The sequence below is a fragment of the Cupriavidus sp. USMAHM13 genome (genome assembly GCF_001854285.1).
Classification (GTDB): domain Bacteria; phylum Pseudomonadota; class Gammaproteobacteria; order Burkholderiales; family Burkholderiaceae; genus Cupriavidus; species Cupriavidus malaysiensis.
In genome coordinates this window covers 3,001,656-3,020,666 of record NZ_CP017752.1, presented here as the reverse complement: position 1 = coordinate 3,020,666, position 19,011 = coordinate 3,001,656, and the positions used below count along the sequence as shown (strand labels likewise).

Below are 19,011 nucleotides of genomic sequence, written 5' to 3'. Positions count from 1 at the left end.
GTGCAAGCCAGAATGAAAGCAACAAAAAGCCGGCCCTGAAAAGGGCCGGCTTTTTGTTTGCCCGGGCGGCACGCGGCAAGGCGGCGGCGCCGCGCGCGCGAGCGGGACCTCAGGGCATGACCGCCACCGCCGCTTCAGGAGTCTGCAGCAGGAAGGTCAGCGTTTCCTGCAGATAGAGGCTGACGGTCGTGTCGTCATGGCGCTGGTAGCCGATCGACAGGTCCTGGCCGAGATGCAGGTCGAAGTCGCCGCCGCGCGTGGAGAGCACGCAGCCGCCTCGGATGGCCGGCGCCCAGATGATCTCGCCGTTGACGATGCGTTCGATGTGCTCGCGCACCGGATAGCCGCCGTCGCTGGCCTCGCTCAACGCGGTGTAGGCATCGGCGCCGAGCAGCACCGAGTAGGGGCCGTCCACGCCGGCCAGGCGCAGCTGGCTCAGCGCCTGTGCGATGGCGGCGGGATAGTCGGCCACCTTGGCCGGCAACGGCACCGGCTGATTCGAACTGCCCGCGCGGATACCGACGATGGCGGCGGCCGCATAGCCGTCGAAGATGGCGCTGTCTTCCGCCAGCGCCATGCGCGTGGCCGCATCCTTGGCGGGTTGCCAGTCGGCATCGTTGGCGCCGTGCTCGACGGCGTCGATCGCATCGCGCGACAAGGTGAAAGGCACGCGCAGTTCGACCACGGCCTTGACCTCGCGCTGCCTGGCCTGCACGCCCTCGCGCGGCGCGGCGATGGCGGCCTGGCGGCCGGTGGCGACGGCACCGAAGGCATTGCCGTTGGGGCCCTTGACGTCGACCACGCGGCGCCCGGCGAGCGCGCGCTTGAAGGTGCGCGCCACTTCTTCCTCGATCTGCGCCCAGGCCTCGCTCGAGATCGGGGCCAGTTCGCGATGCAGGTTATTCATGCTGGGAAGCTCCTTTGAGTGAGCCGATGCGCAGCGAGCCATCGCCGGCGGGCGCGGCCAGCGCATCGGAGGCCGGCAGCGGGGCCGGCGCGGTGGCGGCTTCGCGCTCGGCGAGCGCTTCCAGCAGCGGCGCCGAAGGCACGAAGAACAGGCCGCCGGTCACCGCCGTGCTGAAATCGAGCAGCCGGTCGTAGTTGCCGGGTGGATTGCCGACGAACATGTTCTCCAGCATCGTCTCGGTGGGTGCCGGCGAACGCGCGTAGCCGATGAAGTAGGTGCCGAACTCGCCCGCGCCGGGGCGTCCGAAGGGCATGTTGTCGCGCAGGATCTTGACCTCCGCGCCATTTTCCTCGAGCGTGGTGAGGGAGCTGTGCGACCAGCTCGGCTTCACGCCCTCGGCCAGTTCGATGTCCGACAGCTTGGTACGGCCGATGATGCGCTCCTGCATTTCCACCGGCAGCGCATTCCATGCGGTCATGTCGTGCAGGTATTTCTGCACGATCACATAGCTGCCGCCGGCGAAGTCCGCATCCTCGGCGCCGACCAGGGTGAAGTCGAGCGCTTCCTCGCCTTCCGGGTTCTCGGTGCCATCGACGAAGCCGACCATGCTGCGCTGGTCGAAGTAGCGGAAGCCATGCACCTCGTCGGCGGTGGCGACCGCGCTGCCCAGCCGGGTCATGATCTGCGCGGCGAGCTCGAAGCACAGGTCCATCTGCTCGGCACGGATGTGCAACAGCACGTCGCCGGGCGTGGCCGGCGCTACGCGCGGCGGCTGGCCGACCGCGCGGAAGGGGTGCAGGCCGGCCGGGCGCGGGGCGCCGAACAGCGTATCCCAGGCGTCGGAGCCGAAGCCGCACACGCACGACAGGCGGCCGGCGGGCACTCGCTTGCCGACCGAGCGCACCAGCGCGGCCAGGTCGGCGCACAGCGCGCGCACGGCGGCGTGGCTGGCGGCATCGGGTTGGAGGGTGAGGACGAGGAAGATGGCGGAGCGCGTGATGGGCGCATTGACCGCCTGCGGGGTGCTGCCGTTCATCTGCCGCGTCCCCCGGCTGGCGCGGCGGGCCGCGTGGTGTGTCGGGTGGCGCTGCGGCCGGCGGCGGCTCGCGGCCGGCGGAGCGACCATTTCATGCGCGTCGAATCCATACATTTCCTTGGTGGGCGACGCAGGATATGTAACCCGAACCACGCGCAAAAGGCAAGATACAGCGGGCAAGGTACAGCGCTCACGGCACCGGGCCCTCCACCCTTTGCCCTCCGCCCTCTACCCACTACCCGGTGTCCGCCGCATCCCGCTGCCTCTCGTCCCCCGCGGCGGTGCGCGCGAGACGGCGCCGGCGCCGTCCCAGCAGCAGCGGCACCACGCCGATGGCGATGCCGCCGACGGCGATCACGCGCGCAGTGAAATCGAAGGCCGGCATGCTGTACAGCGCGACGGCCCACAGGAAGGCCGCGCTCGCCGCGGGCCAGGCCACCATCAGCGCCAGATCGGCAGTGCCCGCGGCCGCGCGGTAACTGCGCCAGGCGCAGGCGAAGCCGACCAGGCCGTAGTAGAAGGCCACCTGGAAACTGATGGCGTTGACCGAGTCCTGGATGATCTCGCCGACGCTGTCGAAGGTGGCGGCGGCCAGCAGCAACAGCAGTCCGCAGCCGGAGATCACCAGCGTGGCCACCCACGGCGTGCGCCAGACCGGATGCAGGCGCGCGTAGCGCCCGTGCAGCAGGCCGTCGCGGCCGCTGGCATAGAGCGTGCGGCTGAACTGCAGGATCGACGTCTCCAGCGTGCCGACGGTGCTGAGCATCACTGCCAGCACGGCCAGGTAGTCCCACGGGCGGGGGAACAGCCGCGAGGCGAGCGCGAAGACCACGTTGGTGCCGGCCTGCCGGATCTCGGTATCCGACAGCACCAGCAGGCAGGCAGCGACGAAGGCGATGAACAGCGCCAGCACGATGCCCATGGCGAGCAGCGCGCCACGGCCGGGCACGCGTGAGGGATCGCGCGTCTCCTCGGTCAGGTTGGCGGTCACGTCCCAGCCCCAGAAGAAGAACAGCGCCACCAGCGCCCCGTTGGCGAACAGGTGGGGCGTGAAGTGCCAGGGCGACAGCGCGGACAACGAGGACAGCGCCAGCGCATGCGGCGCGTGCCGCGTGGCATGGGCGAGGGCGGCCACCGAGACCGCCACCAGCACGGCCAGCTCCACCACCGTCATCGCGACCTGGGTGTAGCTGGTGAGCTTGATGCCCTTGATCACCACCGCGCTCACCAGCAGCAGCCAGCCGGCGGCCACCAGGGTCACCAGTGCCGGCCGCGCGGCCAGCGCCGGATCGAGCAGCAGCAGCGTCGCGGTGGCGGCGGGGATGGTGCCGGAAACCATGAACACCGCCGAGGCGACCAGCAGCGCCCAGCCGGCGAGGAAGCCCAGCACGGGATGGAAGGCCGTGCCGACCCAGGCATAGCAGGCCCCCGCGTCCGGCTGCAGGCGGTTGAGCTGGCGGTAGGCCAGGGTCACGCCGAACATGATCAGGCCGCAGTACAGCAGGCTGGCCGGCGCCAGGGTGTGGACGGTGGCGATCAGCGTGGCGGTGGTCGCCGCCAGGCTGAAGGCCGGCGCCGTGCCGGCTACGCCCATCACGACCGATTCGCCCAGTCCGAGCGCGCCCGCCTCCAGCCCTCCTTGCGCCTTCGCCTCCATGGTGGCCCTCCCTTCCGGGACGCTGCCCGGCCCGCTGCGGGGCCCCGGTTCAGGACGGTCGGCCCCCGGCGAACCCGCTCGCTGGAACGGGCCTGATCGCACCGTCTCCAGTTTGGGTCAGGACCCGGCGCGCAACAAGGCGCGCGTATCCGAGCGCCACAACCGAGGGTGACGACGGTGCCGCGTGCGGCTACCAGCTTGCCTGGCCGTCCGGGCTGCCCTCGCTCAGCGGGATCCCTGACGGCACTTCATATGGTTGCAAATTAAAACCTCATTCATTACACTGCGGCGTCACATGGTTTTAATTTGAAACTAAGGAGCGCCCATGCTTCCATCCCGTGTCGCCGCACGGCCCGATGGCCTGCCGCCGTCCGCCCGGCCCGTGCCGATGCCGGCTTCCCTGGTGCGGCTGCTCGCGGTCGCCTGTGCGCTCAGCGTCGCCAACGTCTACTACGCGCAGCCCCTGCTCGATGCCGTCGCCCGGGACTTCGGCATTCCGCCTGCCACGGTGGGCGGCATCATCACCGCGACCCAGGCCGGCTGTTCCCTCGCACTGGTCACGCTGGTGCCCCTTGGCGACCGCTTGGAGCGCAGGCGCCTGCTGGCGCTGCAATTGGTGCTGCTGGCCGTGACCGCGCTGGCGGTCGCCGCCGCGCCCACGCCCGCGCTGCTGCTGGCGGGCATGCTGGGCATGGGCCTGTTCGGCACCGCGATGACGCAGGGGCTGATCGCCTATGCGGCCACGCTGGCCGAGCCGGGCGAGCGCGGACGCGTGGTGGGCGCGGCCCAGGGCGGGGTGGTGATCGGGCTGCTGCTGGCGCGGACCCTGGCCGGACTGGTGGCCGACGCGGCCGGCTGGCGCGCCGTTTATCTCGCTTCCGCGCTGCTGGCCGGCGGCATGCTGGTGTGGCTGGGGCGGCGCCTGCCGGCGGTGGCCGCGCCGCCCCGGCCGCCAAGCTACGCGGCCCTGCTGCGCTCCATGCTGGCGCTGCTGGCGCAGGAGCGCACGCTGCAGGTGCGCGGCATGATCGGCCTGCTGATGTTCGCCGCCTTCAGTGCGTTCTGGAGCGCGCTGGTACTGCCGCTGTCGGCGCCGCCCTTCTCGATGTCGCATGCCGGCATCGGCGCCTTCGGCCTGGTCGGCGCGGTGGGCGCGCTGGCGGCGGCGCGTGCCGGCCGCCTGGCCGATCGCGGCCTGGGGCAGCGCGCTACCGGGCTGGCGCTGCTATGCCTGGCGGTGAGCTGGCTGCCGATCGGCATGCTGCCCACTTCGATGGCGGCGCTGGTGGCCGGCATCGTGCTGCTGGACCTGGGCGGGCAGGCGGTCCACGTGATCAACCAGGCCATGATCCTGCAAGCCCGGCCGCAGGCGCAGGGCCGCCTGGTGGGCAGCTACATGCTGTTCTACGCGGCGGGCAGCGGCTTCGGCGCGCTGGCATCGACGCTGGCCTACGACCGGGCCGGCTGGAGCGGGGTCTGCCTGCTCGGCTTCTCCCTGAGCCTGCTGGCGGCCCTGTTCTGGGCCGCGACCCTGCCGCGCCGGTAACGCCGCACGGCCGTGACCGAAGCGGTCACGGCCGATTCGTCGTTTCGGACGACGCGCTGCCGCGGAGCGTTCGCGACACTGGAACGCACCGTTCGCCAGGGTGCGCCGGCATCGACCTTGGCGCCAGACAGGGCGCCAAACAGGGCGGCAAACAGGGCGACGAACACGGAGAGAGGAGACACATGACCTATCAGGCATTCGATCTGAGCGGCAAGGTGGCGCTGGTCACCGGGGGCAACGGTGGCATCGGGCTCGGCATGGCGGAAGGCCTGGCCCAGGCTGGCGCGGACATCGCGATCTGGGGCACCAGCGCGGACAAGAACGCGGCGGCCGTCGAGCGGCTGGCGCGCCATGGCCGGCGCGTGCACGCGGTGCGCTGCGACGTCGGCGACGAGTCGGCGGTGGACGCTGCCTTCGCCGAGACGGTGGAGGCGCTCGGACGCATCGACGGCTGTTTCGCCAATGCCGGCATCGGCGCGCGCGGCGGCCGCTTCGAGGACATGCGCAGCGAGGACTGGCACCGCGTGCTGCGCGTCAATCTCGACGGCGCCTTCTTCACCCTGCGCGGTGCCGCGCGCCAGATGCTCAAGCAGGGCGACGGCGGCGTGCTGATCGGCACGGCCTCGGTGGCCGCCATCGAGGGGGCGCCGCGCAACGAGCACTATGCCGCCACCAAGGGTGGCCTGATCTCGATGATGCGCGCGCTGGCGGTCGAGTACGCGCGCCACGGCGTGCGCGCCCATTCCATCCTGCCGGGCTGGATCGCCACCGACATGACGGCGCGCGGCCAGGCCGACGCCGCCTTCCAGGAGATGGTCGGCAAGCGCGTGCCGATGCGGCGCTGGGGCGAGCCGGCCGACTTCGCCGGCATCGCCATCTACCTGATGAGCGATGCCTCGCGCTACCACACCGGCGATACGCTGGTGATCGACGGCGGCTACACGCTGTTCTGAGCGCGGTGCCGTGGCGACCGCGCCGCGGCACGCACCGACCGATGACCGCGGCAGCCGGCGCGCCGGCCCGCACCGACAGGCAAGTCCCATGACCGACAGCGCTGCCGCCAGTTCCCCTGCGGACACTTCCCTTGCACCTTCCGGCCAGCCCATCGCGCATTCCATCGCGCCCCCCTTCCCGCATGCCTTCGTGCATCCGTTCGCCGGCTGCGATATCCGTACCCTGATCGATGCCCAGGCCGCGCGCCGCGGCGACCATCCCTTCCTGATCTGGGAGCCCTTCGAAGGCGAGGGCCGGCGCTGGAGCTATGCCGGCTTCGCCACGGCGGTGCGCCGCTTCGCCGCGGGCCTGCAGGCCCGCGGCGTGCGCCCCGCCGAACGCGTGCTGGTGCACCTCGACAACTGTCCCGAAAGCGTCATCGCCTGGCTCGGCTGCGCCTATGCCGGCGCCGTGGCGGTGACCACCAATGCCCGCTCCAGCGCCGACGAACTGGCCTATTTCGCCAGCCACAGCGGCGCGGTGGGTGCCATCACCCAGCCGCGCTTCGCGCAACTGGTGGCCGCTGCCGCGCCCGCGCTGGGCTGGCTGGCGGTGACCGCCACCGACAGCGGCGCCGCGCCGCCGGCCGCGTCCGGCCCCGGCGAGCCCTTCGCCGCCATCGACGCCGATCCGGACGGCCTGGCCGTGCGCGCGCACGACCCGATGGCGCCGTTCGGCATCCAGTACACCTCGGGCACCACCGCGCGGCCCAAGGCCGTGCTGTGGACCCACGGCAATGCTCTGTGGGGCGCGCGCGAGTGCGCCCTGCACGAGGACCTGCGCGCCGAGGACGTGCACCTGGTCCACCTGCCGCTGTTCCACACCAATGCCCAGGTCTACTCGGTGGCGGCCGCGCTATGGGTGGGCGCCACGGTGGTGCTGCAGCCGCGCTTCTCCGCCTCGCGCTTCTGGCCGGTGTCGCTGCGGCACCGCTGCACCTGGACCTCGGTGGTGCCGTTCTGCGTGCGTGCGCTGCTGACGGTGCCGCGGCCGGAACATCACCACTACCGCTTCTGGGGCAGTGCCGTGTGCGAACCGCCGACCGATGCCCACTTCGGCGTCAAGACCATCGGCTGGTGGGGCATGACGGAGACCATCACGCACGGCACCGTGGGCTCGGCGCACCTGCCCGATGCGCCGCTGTCGATGGGGCGTCCCGCCAACGGCTACACCATCCACGTGCTCGACGGCGACGGCCGGCCGGTCGCGCCCGGCGCGACCGGCGAACTCTACGTCGGCGGCGTGCGCGGGCTGTCGCTGTTCCTCGAATACGCGGGCGACCCGGCCGCCACGGCGGCAGCCTTCCGCGCCGATGGACTGTTCGCCACCGGCGACCGCGTGCGCCTGGGCGAAGACGGCTTCCTCTACTTCTCGGACCGCGCCAAGGACATGCTGAAGGTGGGCGGCGAGAATGTCGCCGCCTCAGAGATCGAACGCGTGATCGCGCTGGTGCCCGGCGTGGCCGAGGTGGCGGTGGTCGCCCGCAGGCATCCGATGCTGGAAGAGGTGCCGGTGGCCTTCGTGATCCCCGCCGCCGGGGCCGATGCCGCGCTGGACGAGCGCGTGCTCGCCGCCTGCGCGGGGCAACTCGCTGACTTCAAGCGGCCGCACGAGGTCAGGCTGGTCGACAGCCTGCCGCGCTCGACGCTGGAGAAGGTGGCCAAGGCGCAGTTGCGCGCCTTGCTGGCGCAGGCCGGCTGAGGTGCGCCGTGGGCCGGGGGCCCGGCCCACGGCGTTTCGCCCCGTCAGCGGGTCTGGGCGGCCACGCGCAGGCCCAGCGCGATGAACAGCAGGCCGATGAGCTTGTTCTGCCAGCGCACCAGCCAGCCCAGGCGCCGTGCGAAGCGGCCCAGCGGGCGCACGCTCAGCACCAGCAGCGTGGTTTAGAGCGCGCTCATGCCCACGAAGACCAGGCCCAGCACGGCGAACTGGCCGAAGGACGAGCCATGGCCCGGGTGGACGAACTGCGGCAGGAAGGCCAGGAAGAACAGGGCCGTCTTCGGGTTCAGCACCTCGGCCGGAATGGCCTGCAGGAAGGCCTTGGCGGGCGTCACCGCGGGCAGTTGCGGCAAGCGCGGGTCGTCCTGCGGCGGTTGCCGCAGGGCGCGGATGCCGAGGTAGAGCAGATAGGCCGCACCGAGGTACTTGACCGCGTTGAACGCCAGCGCGGACGTCATCAGCAGCGCCGACAGCCCGACGGCCGCGCACAGCGTATGGATGAAGTCCCCGGCGGCCACCCCCAGGCCGGTCAGGATGCCGGCCTTGCGCCCGCCATGCACGGTGCGCGTCAAAACCAGCAGCACAGCGGGCCCCGGAATCAGGAACAGGCCCAGCACCACGACGACGAACGCTCCCAGGGTAGACAGGTCTGGCATGTTGTTTCCTTGCGGTTCGGTCCGAGAGGCGCCGCACGGCCGGTGGCGCGGGCGCGGGCCTTGCGGCGCGGCCCGCGGGACATTATCGGCGTTTTCATGCCGTTTCGCTCAAGGTCCGCCGAGCGCTGCCGTTGACCATGGATTGAGACGCTGAAGCCGGGAAGTCCGGCCCGCATCCGCCTGGGCCTGCCCGCTTTGCGTGCCGATCGATACATCGCCGTGGCCGGCCCTGCAGGGTGGTGGACCAGTGGCGCGAGCGATGGTCGGCGTCAAGCGGGAAGATCAATAGGACAAGGCGGCCGGTCCGGGTTTCCGGCCGGCCGGCGCGGCGCCCGAATCCGTCGCCGCACGGCAGGGAATTCCACAAACAAGAGGGAAGGGGGAGCACGTATGTCGATCGAGAACCTGAGAATCCGCACGCGCCTGGCGATCGGCTTCGGGCTGGTGGCGCTGCTCGCGCTGGCGCTGGCCGCTGTCGGCGCGCTGCGCCTGCAGGACGTCGCGGACGGCGCGCAGCGCATCGCCGCGGTAACTTGGGGCAAGGCAGACGCCGCCGCCGCCGTGGCGACCGCAGCGCGGGCCGACGCCGCGCGCATGACGGCGCGGCTGCTGGGGGTGCAGGCCGGGTTGCCTGACAGCGGCGGCCAGCTCGCGCCGGGCAAGGTGTTCGAGGAGGCGACCGGCGGGTTGCCCGACGCGGCTGCCTCGGACGAGGACAAGGCAGCGCTGGCGCGCCTGCGCGACGCGCAGGGCAAGTACGCCGCCGCCTCGGGACGGGCCGCGGCGCTGCTGCAGCAGGGCGCGCGCGACGAGGCGGTGCGTGTCTTCGCCGTGGAGGTGCTGCCGGCGCTGGACGACGTGCAGGCGCAGGCGGCCGCGCTGGCCGGCCGCTACAAGGCCGAGGCCGGCACCATCGCCGCGCAGACGGCCGCACAGGCGGCTTCCGCGCGCGCCTGGCTGGCCGGGCTGGCGCTGGCCATCGTGGTGCTCGGCATGATCTATGTCTACCGCCTCACGCGCAGCATCGAGCAGCCGCTGGGCGAAGCGGTCCATATCGCCGAGACGGTGGCGTCCGGCGACCTGAGCCAGGAGTTCGCCACCGAGCGTGGCGGCGAGTTCGGGCGGCTGCTGAGCGGGCTGGGCGAGATGGAGGACATGCTGACCGACCTGGTCGGCCGCATCAAGGAATCGAGCGATGCCATCGGCGGTGCTTCGCGGCAGATCGCCGACGGCAACCTGGACCTGTCCCAGCGCACCGAAGAACAGGCCGCCACGCTGCAGCAGACCGCGACGCGCATGAGCGAACTGACCGGCATGGTGCGCAGCAACGCCGAACGCGCCCATGCCGCCAACGAACTGGCGGCCGGCGCCTCGGGCGTGGCAGCGCGCGGCGGAGCGGTGGTGGGCCAGGTGGTGCAGACCATGGAAGCCATCAGCGGCAGCTCGCGCAAGGTGGCCGATATCATCGACGTGATCGAAGGCATCGCCTTCCAGACCAATATCCTGGCGCTGAACGCGGCGGTGGAGGCGGCGCGCGCGGGCGAGCAGGGCCGCGGCTTCGCCGTGGTGGCGGGCGAGGTGCGCAGCCTGGCCCAGCGCAGCGCCAATGCGGCCAAGGAGATCAAGACCCTGATCGGCGACTCCGCCGCCCAGGTCGAAAGCGGTTCGGCGCTGGTCGGCCAGGCGGGCGAGACCATGCAGGAGATCATGCAGTCGGTGCGCCAGGTGGCCGGCCTGCTGGACGAGATCGCGCAGGCTTCCGGGCAGCAGAGCCAGGGCATCGAACAGGTCAACCTCGCGGTCGCGCAGATGGACGCCGTCACGCAGCAGAACGCGGCCCTGGTCGAGCAGGCCGCCGCCGCCTCCGCCGCGCTGGCCGAGCAGGCGCAGCACCTGCAGCAGGCGGTCGGTGAGTTCAAGCTGGAGGACGAGGCACCGGGTGGGGCGCAGCAAGCGGTGTCGGCGCCGGCCGCAGGTCTGGCGCTGGCGCGCGGCTAGTGTCCTGAGGCTGTGCATGGCCGAGGCGGGACAGCGGCTATCAGGGGAGAGTGCGGTCGCCGCCCGTGCTCCGTGCTTCGTGTGCCGACACACGACGAAGGCTAGCGCGCCGCCGTCGCTTTCAGTCCCCGTGCCACCGCCCGGAGTGTCGATAGGAAGGATGCAAAGGCCGGCGATTCCGACGCCTCGGCACGCATCGCGATCCCGACCGGAGGCAAACTCCAGTCGGGACGGAAGCGCAGGATCGCGAGCCGGTCGAGCGCCGCATGGTAGCGCGCCATGGTCAGCGGCATGGCGGCGATCATGTCGGTGTCGCGCATCAGCACGGCGTTGGTCATCACCGATACCGATTCGATGCCGGCCTTCGGCAGCGGCAGGCGATGGGCGATGAAATAGTGCTCGATCGTCTGCCGCAGCGGCGCTTCGCGGGGTGGCAGGATCCACTCCTGGCGCGCCAGGCATTCCGGCGTCATCTTGCGCATCCTGGCCAGGGGATGCCCGACCCGGGCGACGAGGCACACAGGCTCGTCATACAGCACCTCCCAGCGGAAACCGCCGGACTCCATCTGCCACGTCATCCGCCCCAGCACGCAATCGAGTTCGCCCCGTCCGAGCGCCGCCAGCAGGACGTCGCTCGCCCCCTCCTGCACCAGCATCGTGATCCCGGGCTGTTCCGTGCGCAGGCGCGCGAGCGTCCGTGGCACCAGCTCCGGCAGGGCGACCTGCAGGGCACCGAGTCGGACGTGGCCCGCTCCGCCGCGTGCCAGGCTTTCGATCTCATCGCGCGCGCCGTCCAGGTCCGCGAGCAGCAGCGAGGCCTTGCTGAACAGGGCGGTGCCGAATGCGGTCGGCGTGATGCCCCTGCGCGATCGCAGGAAAAGCGGTACGCCGAACATTGCCTCGATCTCCCGCAGCAGCTTGCTGGCGGCGGACTGGGTCATGTTCATGCGTTCCCCCGCCTTGTGCAGGCTGCGCAGGTCGTCGAGCGCCAGCAGCAGTTCCAGATGGCGGATACGCAAGGTCGAGCGGATGCGCCGGGCCGGCGGGACCTCGAATTCTGCAGCCATTCGGTGATTCCTCCTGGTGTTCACTGAGCCACGAAACTTCATCAATTGCTCATGGATGCCAGAACTATACTGGGCGTCACCTAAAACGCAGAACCCGGAGACGCCATGAAGATCACGATGCTGGGGACAGGCGCCGCGCTGCCCGACCCGGACCGCGCGCAGTCGGCAATCCTGCTGACGCTGAACAATGGACGCCACTTCCTGTTCGATTGCGGCGAAGGGGCGACCCGGCAGATGGTGCGTGCCAATGTCGATCCGGCATCCGTGGGCTTCGTATTCCTGACCCACCTGCATCACGACCATATCTGCGACTATCCCTATTTCGTGATCTCGGGCTGGATGCTCAACAAGACCGGTGCGCCGCTGGTGCTGGGGCCGAAGGGAACCCGGCACTTCGTCGAGCATCTGTTCGAGCATGGCGCCTACCAGGCCGACTTCCGGGCGCGCGGCGCCTACCCGATCCGGCAGCAGAATCTCGAGGCGATACGTCCCGAGGTGCGCGAAATCAGCCCGGGCGTGGTGTTCCAGGACGACGACGTGAAGATCTCGGTCGACTGGGTCGAGCATATCCCGCGCGAGGTATGCGAGTGCTTCGGCGTGCGGGTCGAGGCGGAAGGGAAGGTGATCGCGTTCAGTGGCGACACCGCGCCCTGCGAAGCGATGGTGCGCCTGGCGCGCGATGCCGATCTGCTGATCCATGAATGCACCTTCCCGGAGTCCTTCATCGCGCACCGCGCCAAGACCGGCGTGGGAACCTTCTCGCATACCAGTCCGACCGAGCTGGGCAGGATTGCGGCGCGCGCCGAGGTCAAGAGTCTTGTCGCCACGCACTTCGGTCACTTCGATTCGACCAGCCCGGTACTGAAACGCGCGGCCGCCAAGCACCTTCCGGTGGAGCTGATGGGGCCGCACTTGCTGGACGAGGTCGTGACCGATATCCGCAAGCACTACGGCGGCCCGCTGCGGCTGGCGCATGACTTGATGCGGATCGACTTGTAGGGCGACGCCTCGCGGCGCGCGGGCGCCGTTATTCACCATCATGCCGGCGGGCGGAGCGTCTGCTTTGCTCTGCGCCGCCGCCGGATGCCGGTGCCACCTGGATCGGGAGCTTGTGGGGGTGTTCTCTCGACGACGAGCGCATCTGGTGCGTTTGGTGCAATCCGGGACTCCTGCGGCAGCGTCCGGCGCCAAGCCTTGCCACGGCCGCCTTCGTGAGGGCGTGCAGGAGCGGGTCGCCGAAGCCGATTGACCCGGTCGGGCCCTGCTTGCCGATCGACGCGGCAGGCCTGCCTCCGCGTCTTCCTGCCGGAGTTGCCGGATCGGCGAGCCACAGCCGGCCGGTAAGCGCAGTCTTCACCTCCGCGATGGCGTGTCCCCTTCGACGCCGGGATGGTGATTTTTCTGGTCTATCAATATTAAAAGTCGGAGCTTATTTTTTGCGGATCTAATTAGTATTTTTTAAATAAAAAAAATAAAAAACCAACGGAGACAATCGATGAGAAAAGGATCGCTATATGCCGTCGCCGCGCTGGGCGCATTGTCCGATGTGGCACATGCCCAGAGCAGCGTGGCGCTGTACGGTGTCGTCGACGAAGGCTTGAACTACAACTCCAATGCCGGTGGTTCCCGCCTGTACAACCTGACGAGCGGCGGCCTGCAGGGCAGCCGCTGGGGCCTGCGCGGCAGGGAGGACCTCGGCGGCGGCCTGGCGGCGCTCTTCGCGCTGGAAAACGGTTTCAATGCAAGCAACGGCAAAGCGGGACAAGGCGGTCTCGCGTTCGGGCGCCAGGCCCTGGTCGGCCTGGCGGGGGACTTCGGCACCGTGACGCTGGGCCGTCAATACGATGCCCTCATCGACTCCGTGGGCGCATTTTCCGCCGCCGGACAGTGGGGCACGGCGATGTCCGCTCACGCTGGCGACATCGACAACTTCAACAATTCATACCGGGCCAACCATACCGTCAAATACAGGAGCGCGGCCCATGCCGGCCTGACGTTCACGGGCACGTACAGCCTGGGCGGGGTCGCGGGAGACGTCACGGCAAACCAGGTCTGGTCGCTGGGCGCGCGCTATGGCGGCGGGCCGCTGGCGTTCGGTATGGCCTACCTGAACGCCCGTACGCCGGCCGCGAACGCCGGCAGCCTGTTTGGCAACAATACCGCTACCGGCACGCCGTCCGCTGTCACGTCGCCGGTCTATCGCGGATTCACGTCGGCCAACACCTACCAGGTGATCGGCATCGGCGCCGCCTATGCCATCGGCGCGGCAACCATCGGTGCGACGTACTCGAATATCCGGTTCATGCATCTCGGGGCGGTTCCCGGCCTGAACGCCATGCGCTATGCGGGCACCGTGGCATTCGACAACGCCGAGATCAACGTCAAGTATCAGGTGACGCCGGCCCTGCTGTTGGGGGCGGCTTTCAGCTACACGAAGGGCAGCCCGGTCCGTGACACGAGTGGCGCGAGCCGCTCGGGCGCGAACTATCTCCAGGTGGCCGTGGGCGCGGATTACTTCCTGTCGAAGCGTACCGACGTGTATCTGGCCGGCGTTCATCAGAAGGCTTCCGGCACCGACTCGACCGGCGGCCCGGCCGTCGCGGCGATCCGGGCATTGCCGGCTTCGAACAGCAATCGCCAGACCATGGTTCGCGTCGGGATCCGACATCGGTTCTGAGGTTCGGCGGTGCCGGCGTGGCATCGGCATGCCGCGCATCCATTCCGTCGCCGTGCGTCGCGTGGCCGCGCGCGGGCAGAAAGAGGCAATGGCGGCGCGTCGACGGTAGTCAACCCATCCAGGCAAGGAGCGTGTCATGCAAGTGAACGAGGTGGAGACGATGCGGGACGTGTGGGCACGCATCGATGCGATGCGGGATCAGTTCACCGCATTGAGCAACGCGGTCTGGGAGACACCCGAACTCAACTACGAGGAATACCAGTCCGCCGCGGCGCATGAGCAACTGCTGCGCAAGCTGGGGTTCCGCGTCGAGACGGGCATCGCCGGCATTCCTACTGCGATGGTGGGAGAGGCCGGCGAAGGCGGGCCGGTCATCGCCATTCTCGGCGAGTACGACGCGCTGCCGGGCCTTTCGCAGAAGGCCGGCGTGGATGAACGGGACCCGGTACACGAAGGCGGCAGCGGACATGGCTGCGGGCACAACCTTCTCGGCGCCGGGTCGATGCACGCCGCCGCGGCAGTCAAGAGCTACCTGGAAGCACACGGCCTGCCGGGCCGGATCCGCTACTACGGCTGCCCGGCCGAGGAGGGCGGTGCCGGCAAGGGCTTCATGGTCCGGGCCGGCGTGTTCGACGATGTCGACGCGGCGATCTGCTGGCATCCCGCGGCATTCTCCGGCGTCGCCAATCCCGTCTCGCTCGCCTGCAACGAGATCAACTATCACTTCTCCGGTGTCGCGTCGCATGCTTCCTCGGCGCCGCATCTCGGCCGCAGTGCGCTCGATGCGGTGGAACTGATGAACGTTGGCGTCAACTACATGCGGGAGCACATGCCTGCGAGTGCACGCATCCACTATGCGGTGACCGATAGCGGCGGTATTGCGCCGAACGTGGTGCAGGCGCGCGCCACCGTGAGATATCTGGTCAGGGCCGCGGACCTGGACGGTCTCCGTACCCTGCGCGCCTGGGTGGACGACATCGCCCGGGGCGCCGCGCTGATGACCCAGACGACCGTGCGTTCGCAGATCGTCAGCGGCGATGCGAACGTGGTCGGCAATACGCCGCTCGAGGACCTGATGCAAGCACAGTTCGCCGAACTCGGGCCGCCGGACTTCGACGACGCCGATCGCGCGCTGGCCGCCCGCTTCCAGGCTACGGTCGGCGAGGAAGCCGTTCTGTCCGCATTCCGCCGTGCCGGCCTCAAGAGGGCAGAGGGCCTCGTCCTGTGCAATGCCATTGCGCCCCGGTACGCCGGGGATGAATCGCAGCTTGCGTCCACCGACGTGGGAAGCGTCAGCTGGGTGACGCCCACGGTGCAGGCGCGCGGCGCCACCTACGCGATCGGTACGCCGGGCCATTCCTGGCAGCTGGTGGCCCAGGGGAAGTCGAGCATCGCCCACAAGGGCATGGTGCACACGGCCAAGATCATGGCCAGCACGGCCGTCCACCTCTACCTGCGCCCGGACATCCTGGAAATGGCAAAGGCCGAGCATCGCGCACGCGTGGGGGACGGGCCCTTCCAGAACCCGATCCCCGACGACGTGCGGGTTCCGCTTCCTGCCTCGCATTGATCATGGAACCGTCCATCTTCGACGTTTTCGGCTTTTCGAGCCAAGGGTGGGGGCCGCTGCTCATGGCCAGTGCCGCAACGACGTTCGCCGTCGCCGTCTGCGGCCTGCTGGCCGGTGGCGTGTTCGGTGCGCTTGGCTGCTGGGCCAAGGTCGGCGGGCGCCAACCGCTACCGGCGCTGGCGACGGCGTACACCACAGTGCTGAGGGGGATTCCCGAACTGCTGGTCATCTACCTGTTCTATTTCGGCGGCAGCGCGGCCTTGACCCGGATCGGAACGTGGATGGGCGCCGGCGGTTTCGTCGGCATCCCGGGAGCCGTCGCAGGCGTGCTGGCGATCGGGATCACGTCGGGCGCCCAGCTGACGGAAGTCTTCCGCGGCGCCTGCAACGCCGTGAGCCGGGGCGAGCTCGAAGCGGCGGTGGCATGCGGCATGCCGCGCCTGCTGCGTCTGCGCCGGATCCTGGTCCCGCTGACCTTGCGCCACGCCATGCCGGGCATCGGTAATGTCTGGCAGATGGTGCTGAAGGCCTCGGCGCTGATTTCGGTCACCGGCGTGGCCGATCTGCTGGGCCGGGCGCAGATCGGCGCCAACGCCACCGGCATGCCCTTCGATTTCTTCTTCGCGGCGGCGCTGCTGTTCCTCCTGATCTCGGCATGTACGGGACGCGCGCTCCGCGCCACGGAACGTTTCTATGCGCGCGGAGTGAGGCAGAGATAATGGACGTTCCATTCATCCATGACAGCCTGGCCGCGCTGCTCGAGGGCGTGCCGCTGACCTTGCAGCTCGCCTCGCTCAGCCTGGCCGCCGGGCTGGTGCTTGCCGTGGTGCTCGCGGTCATGCGCGTCTCGGGGAACGTTGCGCTGAACGCACTGGCCAGCGCCTATATCTTCGTCTTCCGCGGTACGCCCCTGCTGGTGCAGATCTTCCTGATCTACTACGGACCGGGGCAGTTTCCATGGATACAGGAGAGCATTCTCTGGCCCTTTCTGCGCGAACCGTACTACTGCGCGCTGCTCTCGCTCAGCCTGTGCACCGCTGCCTATTCCGGCGAGATCCTTCGCGGCGGACTGCTGTCGGTACCGCATGGACAGGTCGAGGCGGCTCAGGCGTGCGGCATGCCGTTCCTGCTCCGATGGCGCCGCATCGTGCTGCCGCTGGCCTTGCGCCAGGCCTTGCCGGCATACGGAAACGAGGTCGTGGCGATGGTCAAGTCGACCTCGCTCGCCTCCGTCATCACGTTGATGGAGGTCACCGGCATCGCCGCGCGCCTGATCGGCGAGACCTACCGGACGCTGGACGTGTTCGTCATTGCCGGTGCGATCTACCTCACATTGAATCTGCTGCTGACCGCGCTGATCGCGCGTCTCGAGATGGCACTGCGCCCGGATTCTCGGCCGGCGCGCCATTCCCCCAACCAGGCGGCCGCGGTCGCGAAACCGGAGAAGCGAGCATGAACGGGACATCGACCAGGGAGGCGGCGCAGGTGGCGCTGCGTGTCGATCAACTGAAGAAGAGCTTTGGCGGACATGAGGTCCTGAAAGGCGTCTCGATGGATGCCCGCGAAGGCGAAGTCATCTCGATCCTGGGTTCCTCCGGATCCGGCAAGTCCACCTTGCTGCGGTGTATCAATCTGCTCGAGATGCCGGATCAGGGACGGATCACCGTCGGCGGCGAGTTGATCCGCATGCGCCAGGTTCCCGGCAAGCCGCTTCGGCCCCTGGACCAGCGCCAGGTCGACCGTATCCGGGCGTCCCTCGGCATGGTGTTCCAGGGCTTCCATCTGTGGTCGCACAAGACGATTCTGCAGAACGTCATGGAAGCGCCGATCCATGTACTGAAGCGACCGCGTGCCGAGTGCGAGGACGAAGCCCTGGCGCTGCTCAGGAAGGTCGGGATCGTGGAAAAGCGCGACTGCTATCCCTCGCAGCTGTCGGGGGGGCAGCAGCAGCGGGCGGCCATCGCGCGCGCCCTGGCGATGCGGCCGAAGGTCATGCTGTTCGACGAGCCGACGTCGGCGCTCGATCCGGAGCTGGTGGGCGAGGTCCTGAAGGTCATGCGCGAGCTGGCCGCGGAGGGGCGCACGATGCTCGTCGTCACGCACGAGATGGGATTCGCGCGCGAGGTCTCCGATCGCGTGATCTTCCTGCATCAGGGTGGCATCGACGACGAAGGCGCGCCCGAGCAGTTGTTCCGTCACAGCCAATCCGCGCGCTTCCGGCAGTTCATCTCCAGCCACCGATAGCCGGTGGTCCATCCCCCCGCAGAGAGGACGTTACATGAAAGCGAAAGCGACATTTGCCGCCGCGGCATCCTTGCTGGCCGCCGCGCTGTTCAACCCTTCCACTGCTGCCTTCGCATCGGCCGACGGCCATGGCGGGAAGACCATCACGATCGCCACGGAAGGGGCATTCAGGCCATACAACTTCACCAACCCGGACGGCTCGCTGGCCGGGTACGAGATCGATTACTACAAGATCCTGTGCGCGAGGATGAAGGTCGAGTGCAAGCTGGTCGTCATCCCGTTCAACAGCCTGATTCCTTCGCTACTCTCCGGGAAGGTGGACGTGCTGATGTCCGGCTTGTCAGCGACGCCGAAGCGACGCGAGACCATCGCCTTCTCGGCGCCCTACAGCGCGGTCGGAAGCCGGTTCGTCACCTTGAAGTCCAGTCCGCTGGCGAAACTGCCGGGAGAAGGAAGCGTCCTCTGGCTGGACAAGGACGCGGCGGGCCTGCAGCGATTCATCGCGGCAATCAAGCCGCAGCTCGCTGGCAAGGTCATCGGCGTGCAGACGGCCTCGGTGGCGAGCGCCTTCATCGACAAGTACCTGAAGGGTGTCGCCACCGTTCGCGAGTACAAGACCCCGGAGGAAGCCGACCTGGATCTGCTGTCCGGGCGCATCGACATCACGCTGGTGTCGATGAGCTATATGCAGGGCGCGAGCCGGAAGCCCGCGAACGCCCGCTTGACGATGGCCGGGCCGCAGTTGTCCGGAGGCGTATTCGGGGCGGGTGCCTCCCTCGGATTGCGCAAAGGCGATACGGCCCTGCTGGAGCGCTTCGACCAGGCGATCAAGGCGACCATTGCCGAAGGCGTGACCCGGCAGCTGTCCCTGCAATGGATAGGATTCGATACGACTCCGGCACCGTGAAGCGATGGCAGGGTGAAGGCACCCGGCACGCCCT

15 protein-coding genes and 1 pseudogene are annotated in these 19,011 nt (G+C 69.1%); 11 read left to right on the top strand and 5 right to left on the bottom strand.

What is annotated here, in order from left to right:
• Positions 1-109: 109 nt before the first annotated feature.
• From BKK81_RS31455 to BKK81_RS31445, 3 genes are all read right to left on the bottom strand, one after another.
• Positions 110-907, bottom strand: a complete 798-nt coding sequence (locus BKK81_RS31455) for a family 1 encapsulin nanocompartment shell protein (protein WP_071021188.1) — start codon at positions 905-907, stop codon at positions 110-112.
• Positions 900-1,943, bottom strand: a complete 1,044-nt coding sequence (locus BKK81_RS31450) for a Dyp-type peroxidase (protein WP_071022753.1) — start codon at positions 1,941-1,943, stop codon at positions 900-902. The genes BKK81_RS31455 and BKK81_RS31450 overlap by 8 nt, the downstream gene beginning before the upstream one ends.
• A 235-nt stretch (positions 1,944-2,178) precedes the next feature.
• The gene (locus BKK81_RS31445) at positions 2,179-3,600 is read right to left on the bottom strand and encodes an APC family permease (RefSeq protein ID WP_071021185.1); all 1,422 of its coding nucleotides are present in this window, start codon (positions 3,598-3,600) and stop codon (positions 2,179-2,181) included.
• A gap of 388 nt (positions 3,601-3,988) precedes the next feature.
• Between BKK81_RS31445 and BKK81_RS31440 the strand changes: the two genes are divergently transcribed.
• The 3 genes from BKK81_RS31440 (at position 3,989) to BKK81_RS31430 (ending at position 7,840) form a co-directional block, all read left to right on the top strand.
• Positions 3,989-5,146: an MFS transporter gene (locus BKK81_RS31440; RefSeq protein ID WP_197524081.1), complete on the top strand. Its 1,158-nt coding sequence runs from the start codon at positions 3,989-3,991 to the stop codon at positions 5,144-5,146.
• A gap of 182 nt (positions 5,147-5,328) precedes the next feature.
• A complete protein-coding gene (locus tag BKK81_RS31435) occupies positions 5,329-6,099 on the top strand; it encodes an SDR family NAD(P)-dependent oxidoreductase (protein WP_071021180.1) in 771 nt (256 codons plus the stop codon).
• A gap of 88 nt (positions 6,100-6,187) precedes the next feature.
• Positions 6,188-7,840 carry an AMP-binding protein gene (locus BKK81_RS31430; RefSeq protein WP_083384632.1) on the top strand — a complete coding sequence of 551 codons (1,653 nt, stop codon included), beginning with the start codon at positions 6,188-6,190 and terminating at the stop codon, positions 7,838-7,840.
• A gap of 44 nt (positions 7,841-7,884) precedes the next feature.
• Here the strand turns inward: BKK81_RS31430 and BKK81_RS31425 are convergent.
• Positions 7,885-8,514: pseudogene (locus BKK81_RS31425) on the bottom strand (LysE family translocator).
• Between the two features lie 912 nt (positions 8,515-9,426).
• Here BKK81_RS31425 and BKK81_RS36955 point away from each other — a divergent pair.
• Positions 9,427-10,512 carry a methyl-accepting chemotaxis protein gene (locus tag BKK81_RS36955; protein ID WP_418235918.1) on the top strand — a complete coding sequence of 362 codons (1,086 nt, stop codon included), beginning with the start codon at positions 9,427-9,429 and terminating at the stop codon, positions 10,510-10,512.
• A 101-nt stretch (positions 10,513-10,613) separates the two neighbouring features.
• Here the strand turns inward: BKK81_RS36955 and BKK81_RS31415 are convergent, their stop codons facing one another.
• On the bottom strand, positions 10,614-11,579 hold the full coding sequence (locus tag BKK81_RS31415) for a LysR substrate-binding domain-containing protein (RefSeq protein WP_071021177.1): 966 nt from the start codon (positions 11,577-11,579) through the stop codon (positions 10,614-10,616).
• A 105-nt stretch (positions 11,580-11,684) separates the two neighbouring features.
• Between BKK81_RS31415 and BKK81_RS31410 the strand changes: the two genes are divergently transcribed.
• From BKK81_RS31410 to BKK81_RS35800, 7 genes are all read left to right on the top strand, one after another.
• Positions 11,685-12,578 (top strand): MBL fold metallo-hydrolase, encoded by an 894-nt coding sequence (locus BKK81_RS31410; protein WP_071021174.1) that lies wholly within the window; start codon positions 11,685-11,687, stop codon positions 12,576-12,578.
• Between the two features lie 496 nt (positions 12,579-13,074).
• Entirely contained in the window at positions 13,075-14,256 is a 1,182-nt protein-coding gene (locus BKK81_RS31405; RefSeq protein WP_071021170.1) for a porin, read from the top strand.
• A gap of 136 nt (positions 14,257-14,392) precedes the next feature.
• Positions 14,393-15,826: a M20 family metallopeptidase gene (locus BKK81_RS31400; RefSeq protein ID WP_071021167.1), complete on the top strand. Its 1,434-nt coding sequence runs from the start codon at positions 14,393-14,395 to the stop codon at positions 15,824-15,826.
• A gap of 2 nt (positions 15,827-15,828) precedes the next feature.
• A complete protein-coding gene (locus BKK81_RS31395; protein WP_156811509.1) occupies positions 15,829-16,545 on the top strand; it encodes an ABC transporter permease in 717 nt (238 codons plus the stop codon).
• Positions 16,545-17,282: an ABC transporter permease gene (locus BKK81_RS31390; RefSeq protein WP_071021164.1), complete on the top strand. Its 738-nt coding sequence runs from the start codon at positions 16,545-16,547 to the stop codon at positions 17,280-17,282. Before BKK81_RS31395 ends, BKK81_RS31390 begins: the two co-directional genes overlap by 1 nt.
• Positions 17,279-18,070: an ABC transporter ATP-binding protein gene (locus tag BKK81_RS31385; protein WP_071021161.1), complete on the top strand. Its 792-nt coding sequence runs from the start codon at positions 17,279-17,281 to the stop codon at positions 18,068-18,070. The genes BKK81_RS31390 and BKK81_RS31385 overlap by 4 nt, the downstream gene beginning before the upstream one ends.
• A gap of 34 nt (positions 18,071-18,104) precedes the next feature.
• On the top strand, positions 18,105-18,977 hold the full coding sequence (locus BKK81_RS35800) for a transporter substrate-binding domain-containing protein (RefSeq protein ID WP_071021158.1): 873 nt from the start codon (positions 18,105-18,107) through the stop codon (positions 18,975-18,977).
• Positions 18,978-19,011 lie beyond the last annotated feature (34 nt).